The 10746-nt window shown below is 76.0% G+C and carries 7 protein-coding genes; 5 read left to right on the forward strand and 2 right to left on the reverse strand.

Going from position 1 to position 10746, the window contains the following annotated elements:
- Nucleotides 1–77 precede the first annotated feature (77 nt).
- Entirely contained in the window at nucleotides 78–4937 is a 4860-nt protein-coding gene (locus AKI01S_RS22485) for a DUF4132 domain-containing protein (RefSeq protein ID WP_067821313.1), read from the reverse strand.
- A 138-nt stretch (nucleotides 4938–5075) separates the two neighbouring features.
- On the opposite strand from AKI01S_RS22485, the gene AKI01S_RS22490 reads away from it, so the two are divergent.
- From AKI01S_RS22490 to AKI01S_RS22510, 5 genes are all read left to right on the forward strand, one after another.
- Nucleotides 5076–5675, forward strand: coding sequence for an HD domain-containing protein (locus tag AKI01S_RS22490; protein WP_067821340.1), 600 nt, complete (start codon nucleotides 5076–5078; stop codon nucleotides 5673–5675).
- Nucleotides 5676–5721: 46 nt separating this feature from the next.
- Nucleotides 5722–6225, forward strand: a complete 504-nt coding sequence (locus AKI01S_RS22495; protein WP_067821316.1) for an SRPBCC family protein — start codon at nucleotides 5722–5724, stop codon at nucleotides 6223–6225.
- 31 nt (nucleotides 6226–6256) lie between these two features.
- Entirely contained in the window at nucleotides 6257–6967 is a 711-nt protein-coding gene (locus AKI01S_RS22500) for an acetoacetate decarboxylase family protein (RefSeq protein ID WP_067821319.1), read from the forward strand.
- The gene (locus tag AKI01S_RS22505; RefSeq protein ID WP_067821322.1) at nucleotides 6964–7725 is read left to right on the forward strand and encodes an SDR family NAD(P)-dependent oxidoreductase; all 762 of its coding nucleotides are present in this window, start codon (nucleotides 6964–6966) and stop codon (nucleotides 7723–7725) included. The genes AKI01S_RS22500 and AKI01S_RS22505 overlap by 4 nt, the downstream gene beginning before the upstream one ends.
- Nucleotides 7726–7820: 95 nt before the next feature.
- Nucleotides 7821–10268: a HelD family protein gene (locus AKI01S_RS22510; protein WP_067821325.1), complete on the forward strand. Its 2448-nt coding sequence runs from the start codon at nucleotides 7821–7823 to the stop codon at nucleotides 10266–10268.
- A 70-nt stretch (nucleotides 10269–10338) separates the two neighbouring features.
- Here the strand turns inward: AKI01S_RS22510 and AKI01S_RS22515 are convergent, their stop codons facing one another.
- Entirely contained in the window at nucleotides 10339–10659 is a 321-nt protein-coding gene (locus AKI01S_RS22515; protein WP_067821328.1) for an MFS transporter, read from the reverse strand.
- Nucleotides 10660–10746 lie beyond the last annotated feature (87 nt).

Below are 10746 nucleotides of genomic sequence, written 5' to 3' on the forward strand. Positions count from 1 at the left end.
GGGCGGAGATGTGTTCGCCGAGGCGGGCGTAGACCCTGTGTCCCGGCAGGACCTGCGAGGCGGCCCCTCCGGGAACGTCACTCCAGCCGGGCCGCGACCTCCCGTGACTCGGGCGAACGGAGGAAGCGCAGGTCCGCCACGACCAGGGCGGCATCGGTGGCGCCGCCGCGGCGGAGGGCCGGGGCCAGCGCGTCCAGGTCGGACCAGCGGGACGGGCGGAGGTGGACGCGGTAGCCGTCCCCGGCAGGCTCCAGGGTGAGGGCCTCGCTGATGGCGAGCCTGCCCTCCGGGAGGTGGGCCGCGGTCGCCCCGGCGGCTCGCTCCAGGGCGGCGACCGAGGTGACCCCGGTGGCGATGGGGAGGGTCGCGTCCGGGCCGGTGACGTGTTCGTGCAGGTCACGCAGGCGGGCGGCGGCGGTCGTACGGGCGGGGTGGTCCTTGGGCAGGCGGTCGGCCAGGAGGCTCGCGGCGCGGGCGATGTGACCCGGCGGCGGTACGGACGGACGCTCGCCGAGCAGGGCGATCAGCGCTTCCAGGGCGTCCTCGGCGCCGGAGGCGAGGGTGACCCACTGCCCGGTGGTGAGCGGGGTGAGCCTCGGGTGGCGTTCCGTCCAGTACGCGACCGCCCGGTCCAGGTCGGGGCCCGTGCGCCAGAGGTCGGCGGGGTCGTCGGGCATGAGCAGCTCGACGACCTCGACGGCCTCGTCGGTGGTGGTGAGCGCCTCCAGGGAGAGCGTGGCGGCGCGCAGCCCGGCCTGGGTCAGGTCGAGTTCGCGGGCGCGGGCGGCGTCGCCCTCGCGGAGGGCGGCGGCGCGACCCCGCGCCCAGCCGTCCGGCCAGGAGAGCGTGCGGGCCGAGGTGGACAGCAGGATCAGGCACTGGGCCGGTGACAGGCCGGTGGCCTCGGCGAACGCCCGTACGGTCGCCTCCCGGTCCACGGGCGGCGGGCCGTTCTCGGCGATCAGGTCGAGCGCCCGCCGGAGCCGGTCCGGGTCGCCCCAGCCACGGCAGGTCCGCAGCTCGACGACGCGGTTGCGGGTGAACAGGAGCGGATCGGGGCCATCCGGGGTGTAGAGGAGCGCCGTGACCGCGTACCCGTGCCCCACCTCCTCGTAGTCGGCGACGGCGGCGGCCGCGATGGGGCCGTAGCCCGAGCGGATCTGCCCGAGTTCGTACTCCGGGCGCAGCCGGGCGACGTGCCAGGTGCCGTCGGTACGGAGGAGTTCGGGGACGGCGGCCAGTTCCCGGAGCCGCGCGCGCCCGCCGCCGTCGTCCCACGCGGCTTCCAGGACGGCGGCGCCGAGGCGGCCCAGCGTGTTCTCGACCCCCTTGACGGCGGGGGCGTGGAATGTCGCGATCTCCTTCTCGTACGGCACGTCGACGGCGGTCCGGGTGAAGTGGACGATCCTGTCGTACGCGGACTGGGGCCCCGGGTCGTCCGGCTCGGGGACCTTCTCGGACCGGACGGCGGGCGCCGCGGAGGCGGGAGCCGGGCGCAGGTGGGGCGGCGGGGTCAGTGCCAGGCGTTCCAGCAGGGCGAACGCGCGCTCGCGGCATTCGACGGCCGTCCACACCAGGAACGTGACGCCCTTCCGGAGCGACTCGTCGGTGATCTCCGGCAGGAGCGGGCGGAGCCGTCCCGCCAGCTCGTCGCGGACGGCGTCCTGCTTCGAGTACTCGCTCTCGGGGTCCAGCGCCCGCATGAGGTCGGCGGCGAGCGCGGCGTCCACGACGTCGATCAGGTCCTGCGCCTTCCTCTCGTCAACGGCGCGCAGCGCCCTGGACCCCTCGGGGTCGCGCGGCCGCATCGCCGACCACCAGCCGGGAGGCGCGACCAGGCGGGTCCCGGACGCGTAGCGGTGGTGCTCGACCGTGCCGATGTTCGCGGCGCCGTCGTGCTCGGGCACCCGGCCCCAGCCGCGGACGTAGCGGCCGATGGTCCGCCCGGCCGGGTCCCGCAGCTCGATGATCCGCCCCTGGCCGCGCCACACGGTGGCCTCGGCGCCGCCGGGGAAGACGACCCGCTCGCCGTCGGCCGGTGCGACGCGGCGGGCGGCGGGGTGCGCGCCGCCGTGCGGGCAGTGCGGGCCGCCGTGGTCCAGTACGGTGACCCGGCCGTTCACGGCGATCAGGCAGCGGTCGTAGAGGTCGCGCGCCTCGGTCCGTTCGTGGGACCGGCTGGAGACGGACTCGTACGTGCCGAAGCCATGGGACGGGCCGACTCCCTCCGGTGTGACGACGGAGGCGCGGAACTGGTGCTCCCAGAGCCGGCCGGACTGGATCAGGAGCAGGTCGGCGCCGCTCTCCTCCAGGTAGTCGACGAAGGTGTCGACGTGACCGGGGACGAAGGCGGGCAGTTCCAGTTCGTCGAGGACGCCGCCGCTCAGGGTGAGGGCGAGGGCGCGGGCCGGGTCGGTCCCGGTCGCGATCGTCCGCACGCTGTCCAGGAGAGGGCCGGGGACTCCGGCGATGGTGAACCGCCCGGCGTCGCACAGGGCGGCGTGCGCGTCCGGAAGCCCCTGGCGGGGGACCCGCTCGGCGTGCTCGGCCAGGATGGCGGCGACGATCCGCGCCGTTCCCGGTGTGGCGGTCAGGGCCCGGACGGTCTCGGGGGCGGTCTGCTTCGGGACGGCGGGCTCGGTGACGTTGAGCTGGTTGGTCACGTTGCCCACGATCGCGTCGCGCAGCAGCGGGGCCCAGTCCGGGTCGGCGGCGACGGCGGCCAGGTCGGTGCCCGCTCCGGAGGCGAGCCGGTCGTACAGCTTGAACGTGTGCAGCAGCCGGGGCCGCGCGAGCGGGACGCCGCGGTCCAGGAGGAGGTCGAGGAGCGGGAGGTCGGCGGCGGTGTCCTCCCAGTAATTGACCTCGTCCTCGTCCGTTCCCAGTACCGCCTCGTGGTCGTCGCAGGTGAGACCCTCCGCGCGCAGCCGCGCACCGGCATCGTGCAGGAGGTCGCCGAGACCGGCGACGGGGAGTGCCAGCCCCGCGTACAGCTTCAGGAAGCGGCCGAGCCAGTCCTTCGCCGCCGCCCCCGCCAGCCCGGGGGACGTGGTGAACGGGGCGGTCAGGCCCGCGCCCGCGAGGTTGCCGAGCAGGAGCGCCACCGCCGCGCTCCTCGCCCGGGGGGTGTCCTTGGCGGGCAGCGGCAGGACGCCGAGGAGCGCGCGGCCGACGCCCGCGTCCGCCCGCGCCATCGGGCCGAGCAGCGGAAGGACGAACTTCCAGAGGGCCCGCGGTGCCGACTCCATGCAGCCGCTCTCCAGCAGGGCCCGTACGGCGCGTTCGTCCTCGGGCCCGCCGAGCGCGTGCCCGGCGGCCTTCGCCAGCGCCGCCCAGCCGTCGGCCAGGGCCAGCGCGCCGTCCGCGCCGCCCGGGACCTCCTCGCACCAGCCGGTGAGCAGGCCGCGGTGCCAGCGGTACGCGCCGGGGGCGGGATGGCGGGCGGCGAGCCGCTTGCCGTGCTTCTTGAGCGTGGCCGTCCCGACGGCGTCCGGTCCCGCGGCGAGGTGCGCCGCGACGAGCGCGGCCTCGTCGACCGGCAGCGCGTGCGCGTCCTCGGCGGCCCGGGCCTTCTCGAAGAACGCGGCGGCGAAGCGGGCGCTGCCCGCGGCGGCCAGGATCCGCGCGCACTCCTCGTGGAACGACGGCAGCAGCTCGGGGGCGTGCGTCTCCAGGTCGTCGCCGGTACGGGTGAGCGCGGTGCGCGCGAGGCCGGGCTTGCGGGCGGCCAGGCCGCGGGCGGCCCGCAGCTCGGTGTGCGCGGCCAGGATGCGGGCGCGGTGCGCCGGGTACCGGCGCAGGGCGGACGCCAGGAAGCCGAGCGGACCCGCGTGCACGGCGCCGACGCCGGTCTCCGCCACCGGGGCCAGGCCGTACAGCGACTTCTCGGCCTTGTCCCCGTCGACGGCCGCGCGCCGGACGAGTGTGACGACCGGCTCGTCCAGGACGGGATGCTCGTAGCGGACGGCGACGGACGTGTCCTCGCCGGAGCCGGCGGGCGTGCCCGGCAGCACCGCCCCGGCACGCAGCAGCACGTCCCGTGTCGGAGCGGTGGTGCCGGAGGGCGCCACGGTGCCGGGCTCGCCCTGGTGGGCGTCGCAGTAGCGGGAGTACGCCTCGGCCGCCTCCACCACCGGCTCCGTCTCGTCCACGGTGCGGTCCGCGTACAGGGCCATGAGGAGGCGGACGCCCTCGGACCAGGCGATGTCGCCGATCTCCCGGCCGCCCGCGGTGAAGCTCAGCGACGCCATGTAGGCCGGGCTCATCGGCCCGCTCCAGTCCAGGTCGATCTCGATGCCGAGCGGCTCGGGCGCGTGCACGGTGAACCGCGCCCTGTCCCCCTTGATCCGCCCGCCCAGCCCGTGCACGCGGCGCTCGAACGCGGCGCCGCTCTCGTAGCGGGCGTCCATGTACCCGAGGGTGTCGACCACGCCGAACGTGCGGTCCATGCTCGCGGGACGCGTCCACACCTCGCGGCGTACCTGCTCGACGACCTGCGTGAGGTTCCGTCCCCGCCAGAGGGGCAGCTCGTCGCCGAGCAGCAGCGGGTGCGGGATCGCGAAGGCGTCCGCGCCCGTCCACGCGCCCTCGCGCAGGGGCGCGCAGCGGTCGAGGTCGGGCGCGCCGTCGACGATCGGGGCGATGACCAGGTCGGTGAGCGTCTCGCGCCACACCGGGTCGTCCCACACGGCCGCGAACACCGCGGCGGGGACGGGCAGCGACCGCACCATCCAGGACTCGACCTGGTCGTGCACCGCCCGCGCGTGCTCGCCGAGCCGGTCGCAGAGGGCGGCGAGGCGTACCGCGACCGGATCCTTCCTGACGTTGGCGGGCATCTTGGCCGGCGCGTGGCCCGCGGCCGTCCGGCAGGCGAGCACCGGCCGCCGCGTCCCCTCGACGGTGAGCTCGTGACCCGTCGCGATCCCGATCCATCCCATGGCGCCATTCTTGATCATCACTGGGACATTCGACGGGAAACGGATGACCCGCCCGCGGTGGCCCTTCCCGGCGTTCGCCCGGTATGCCGGGTCCACCAGGCAGAATGCGGGCAGGAGACGAGCGGGACGGGGATGCGCATGGAGATGTTCACGAGCTGGCGGACCTGGGACGAGGCCCGCGCGGGACTGGCGGCCGCCGGGCTGGACGAGCGGGTCGTCGCGACGCTGGAACGCGCCGCGGAGGCGGCGACGCGCTGGCACGGCGACCAGCGGCGCCCGACCGGCGCGCCCTACCTGGAACACTTGCTGGAGGCGCTGGAGGTGCTGGTGCGCGGGGCCGGGGTCACCGATCCCGACATGCTGGCCGCCGCGCTGCTGCACGACGTCGTCGAGGACACCGACGCGACCGTCGCCGACGTCGAGGCCGAATTCGGGGAGGGTGTCGCCGAGCTGGTCGACTGGCTCACCAAGCCGCCGGCGGCCGGGCCGGACCGGCAGGCCAAGCGCGCCGCCAAGGCCGCCTACCTGCGGCGGCTCGGCGACGCCCCGGAGCGGGCCGTGCTGGTGAAGCTGGCCGACCGGGTCAGCAACGTGCAGACCCTCGACCGGATGGCGCCGGACTTCCAGCGCCGCTACTACGCCGAGACCATCACCTACATCCTGCCGCTGGCCGAGCCGCACCCGTGGTTCGCGGGCTGGTACGCCGCCTGGCGGGACCGCTTCGCCGCGCTCCGCTGACCGCCCCGCGCCCGCCACCCCACGGCGCCGCGAGATGATCGTCGGCATGGAGCGTGAGTGGGTCGTCGAGGAGAGCGTGGCCGTCGGCGCCGGACCGGCGGAGGTCTACGCGGCGGTGTCGGACCTGCGGCGGATGCCGGAGTGGAGCCCCGAGCTGTTCGCGGTGTGGGTGCGCGGCGAGGTGGCGGAGGGCACCCGGTTCGTCGGGTTCAACCGGCTGGGCTGGCGGGTCTGGTTCACCACCTGCCGGGTGTCGGCGGTGGTGCCGGGCGAGGTGTTCGCGTTCCGGGTGGCGAGCTTCGGGATGCCGGTGGCGCTGTGGGGCTACCGGATCGAGGGCATCGGCGGCGGCCGGACCCGGCTGACCGAGTACTGGGAGGACCTGCGGCGCGACTCGCGGAGCGCGCGGCCGGTGTCGCTGATGGGCCGGGTCTTCACCGGCGTCCCCGCCGACCGCCGTGCCGCGCTGAACCGCCGGGGGATGCGCGCGACGCTGGAACGCATTCGCATCGCCGTGGAAGGCGGGAACCGGCGGCGGGACACCCCGTGACATCAAAACGAGAACCTGTTCTACTTATGGCGTGACGACCACTGCCACCACCCATGTCATCCAGGGCGAGACCGTCGCCCTCCCGGTGCGCGTCCGGGACGCGTCCGTGGCGTCGGCGATGTTCGCCGTGCCCGCCGGCCCCGCCCAGGCCGTGATCGGCTACTCCGGGCTGGAGGTCGCCCGGCCGCTGCCGGGACGGGCGATCTGCTCGCTGGCGTTCGTCCGCTACGCCGACGGGGACCTCGGGCCCTACCACGAGTTCGCGGTCGCGTTCCTGGTCCGCCCGCCCGGCCGGGCCCGCGGCTTCGGCGCGTTCATCCACTGGCTGCCGGTGAACCAGGCGTTCACGCTGGAGGCGGGCCGCTCGATCTGGGGCTTCCCCAAGGAGATGGCCGACATCCCGATGGACCTGTCGGGCCGGATCAGGCGGTGCGCGGTCCGCGTCGGCGGCCGGACCGCCCTGGAGGTGGCGATCCGGCCGGGCGTGCGGATGCCCGGCCGGGCCGCCGCGTCCACGTTCGACGCCTTCTCCTGCCTGGACGGCGTCACCCGGCGGGTGCCGTGGACGATGGCCCCGCACGGCGTGCGCGCCCGTCCCGGCGGGGTGTCCCTGCGGCTCGGCGACCACCCGGTCGCGGCGGAGCTGCGCGGTCTGGGGCTCGACCGCGCCCGGGCGCTGAGCGGCACGTGCGTGGAGCACCTGGAGATGGTCTTCGACGCGGCCACGGAGGTGCGGTCATGACGCGGACGGCGCTGGTCACCGGGGCGGGAAGCGGCCTGGGGGCGCTGGCCGCGCGGCGGCTCGCGGCGGCGGCCTGGGACGTGGTGGCCGTGGACGTCGACGCCGACGGCCTCGCCGCCACCGCCCGCCGCTCCCCCAACCTGCACACCCGCGTCTGCGACGTCACCGACCCGGACGCCGTCGCGCGCGTCGTCGCCGAGAGCGGCGCGGTCCACCGCGTCGTCCACGCCGCCGCGATCAGCCCGCTCGGCGCGGCGCTGGAGCAGCCGCTGGCCGAGGTCGAACGCGTCCTGCGCGTCGACTTCCTCGGCACCGTCGTCGTGGCGCGCGCGACGCTGCCGGGGATGCTGGCACGGGGCCGCGGCGAACTGGTCGTGTTCTCGTCGCTGGGCGCCTGGCTGCCGGGTCACCTGACCAGCGCCTACGCGTCGGCGAAGGCCGCGGTGAACGCGTTCGTGGAGGCGCTGGCGGTCGAGCACCGGGGAAGCGGCGTGACGTTCCGCTGCGTGTGCCCCCGGCAGGTGGACACGCCCATGTACCGCGCCATCGCCGCCCGGCACCCCGCCGCGACCGGCGGCGCGAAGGGGATGCCGCCCGGACGGGTGCTGGACGCGGTCGAGCGTTCGCTGGCCCGGCCCGAGGACGACCTGTACGTGTTCCCCGACGCGCTGACCCGCGCGACGGTCACCGCCAAGCGCCTCCTGCCCCGCGCCACCCGGCACGTCATCGCCGCGCGCACCGACCCGCACCGGTCCTGAGCGCCGCGTCGCCTCCCGTGTCGGCGGTACCGCATAAGCTGTCTCCTTCCCCCGGGGGACCGTCCCCGGGCGCACCGTCGCGAGGAGCAGCCTGCATGTCGTCCCCGGCCACCGGCCGCAGCGGCACGGTCAAGGACCAGGAGATCGCCGCCGAACAGGAGTACGTCGACGTGGCGTACCGGCGACTGGAGGAGATGCGCGCCGCCGCCCAGGAGATGATCAAGGAGGGGTACCGGCAGGCGCAGGCCGGGACCAAGGGCTCGCTGGTGGACCGGGACGCGATGGTCCACCAGGCGGCGCTGCGCGCGCAGGCGCTGGACATCGCCGACGACGGCCTGGTGTTCGGCCGCCTGGACCTGACGCCGCGCCCGCTGCCCGGCGCCCCGTCCGGCGGCGACGGTGACGGCGCCCAGGCCCCGGGGCGGATCGTCGACGGGCGCGAGGTGCGCTACATCGGCCGGATCGGCGTGCGGACCCGCGACCACGACTCCCTGGTGATCGACTGGCGGGCCCCGGCCGCCGAGGACTTCTACCAGGCCACGCCCGAGGTCCCGCGCGGGGTGATCCGCCGCCGGGTGCTGCACTCGCGCGGCCACACCGTCGTGGACCTGGAGGACGACCTGCTCGACCCCGACGCCGCCGACGGGCTGACCGTGGTCGGCGACGGGGCGTTCCTGGCGTCGCTGGCCCGCACCCGCGAGGGCGCGATGCGCGACATCGTGGCCACCATCCAGCGCGAGCAGGACGAGGTGATCCGCGCGCCCGCCGACGGGACCGTGCTGGTGCGCGGGGCCCCCGGCACCGGCAAGACCGCCGTGGCGCTGCACCGGGTGGCGTACCTGCTGTTCCGGCACCGCCGCCGGTTCGGGTCGCGCGGCGTGCTGGTCGTCGGCCCGAACCGTCGCTTCACCGCCTACATCGAGCGCGTCCTGCCGTCCCTCGGCGAGGGGTCGGCGGCGCTGCGCTCGCTCGGCGACCTGGTGGACGGGGTGCGGGCGACCGGCCACGACACCCCGGAGCTGGCGCGCCTGAAGGGCGCGGCGGACATGGCGCGGGTGCTGCGCCGCGCGGTGGCCGACCAGGCCCCCGGCGCGCCGGACGAGCTGCGCGTCGTCTACCGGGGCGTGGTCGTGGCGCTGGACCGTCCCGCCCTCGACCGGATCCGCGGCGACGTGCACCGCCGCAGCCGGGGCAGCGTGAACGCCGCCCGCGCCCGCGCGGCCGAGGCGCTGCTGGACGCGCTGTGGCGGCGCTTCACCGACCTCGGCGGACCGGACGCCGCCGCCCAGTCCCCCGACGCCAACCTGGAGCTGTGGAGCCAGATCCTCGCCGCCGACGGCCTGGCCGAGATCGACCGGCAGGGGACGTCGGCGGCCGACGCCCCCGGCAGGCGCGGCGACTTCGACAAGCGGGTCCGCGAGCAGCGCGCGTTCACCGACTTCCTGGTGGCGTGGTGGCCGATCCGCCGCCCGCTGGAGGTGCTGGGTTCCCTCGCCGACGCCGACCGGCTGCGCCGCGCCGCGGGCCGCGAGCTGGACCGCGGCGCGGTGACCGCGCTGGCGCGCTCCTGGGCGGCGCTGCCGGAGACCGTCACCTACCAGGACGTCGCGCTGCTCGACGAGCTCGACGCGCTGCTGGGCCCGCCGCCGCGTCCGTCGCGCCGCCGGGTCCGCGAGGACGACCCGTACGTGGTGGACGGGATCAACATCCTCACCGGCCAGGAGGTCGCGGGCGACGACTGGGAGCCGGAGATGCAGGAGCTCACCACCTCCATCGAGCGCATCGAGCGGTCCCGCCGCGTCGACGACGGCGTGGCCGAGGAGCGCCCCGAGTACGCGCACATCGTCGTGGACGAGGCCCAGGACCTGTCGCCGATGCAGTGGCGGATGCTGGGCCGCCGGGGCCGCCAGGCGTCCTGGACGATCGTGGAGGACCCGGCGCAGAGCGCGTGGGAGGACCTGGACGAGGCCCGCCGGGCGATGGACGCCGCCCTGGGCGGCGAGCAGCGGGAGCGCAAGTCCCGCGGCCGGCGTCGGCCCGCCCGCAGCGTCCGCCACGAGTACGAGCTGACGACCAACTACCGCAACTCGACCGAGATCGCGGCGGTCGCGACCCGCGTCCTGGCGATGGCCCTGCCGGAGGCCCGCCCGGCCCGGGCCGTCCGGTCCTCCGGGATCATGCCGGTCGTGGACGTGGTCCCGTCCGCCGAGCTGGAGGCCGCCGCCCGCGCCGCCGTGGAGGAGCTGCTGACGCGGGTGGAGGGCACGATCGGGCTGATCGTGCCGCTCCCCCTCGGCGGCGACCGGTGGACCCCCGCCGACCGGGAACGCCTGGCCGCCGGGCTCCCCGAACGCGTCCAGGCCCTGGACGTCCTGGAGGCGAAGGGCCTGGAGTTCGACGCGGCGGTGATCGTCGCCCCGGAGACCATCGCCACCCAGTCCCCCCGCGGCCTGCGGGTGCTGTACGTGGCGGTGTCCCGGGCGACCCAGTACCTCACGGTCCTGACCGCCGACCCGGGCTGGCGGGAGAACCTGACCTCCTGACCGCGCGGGAACGGGCGGCGGGACCCCCGCCAGCCCGTTCCCGCGCGGGTGAGGCCGGCCCGCCGGTGGGCTAACCGGCGTGGACCGGTATCCCGACGGCCTCCCGGTCCTCGGCCGCCGCGGCCAGGAGCATGATGCCCGCGGAGGTCCAGGTCGCCGCGGAGAAGCCGTGCACCGTCGCCTCCGCCAGTGCCGCCACCGTCCGCGGTGTCCGCCGGGCGGGGTCGATCCGGTGGTCCGTCAGCCAGTCCGTGGTCGCGCCGGCCGCGATCGTGTTGAGCAGCGCGGTGCCGACCGACCCGCCCACCTGCTGCATGGTGTTGAGGGCCGCCGAGGCCGCCCTCTGCTCGTGCGGGGCGACGCCGCCGGTGGCCGTGGAGATGACCGCCATGAAGGTGGCGCCCTCGGGCGCTGAACGGGTATGTCAGCCCTCGCTCTCAACGGGTGGTGTCGCGGGCCGCCGCGGCGTTGGCGCGGT

Origin of the sequence: Actinomadura kijaniata NBRC 14229 (assembly GCF_001552175.1) — a bacterium.
GTDB lineage: Bacteria > Actinomycetota > Actinomycetes > Streptosporangiales > Streptosporangiaceae > Spirillospora > Spirillospora kijaniata.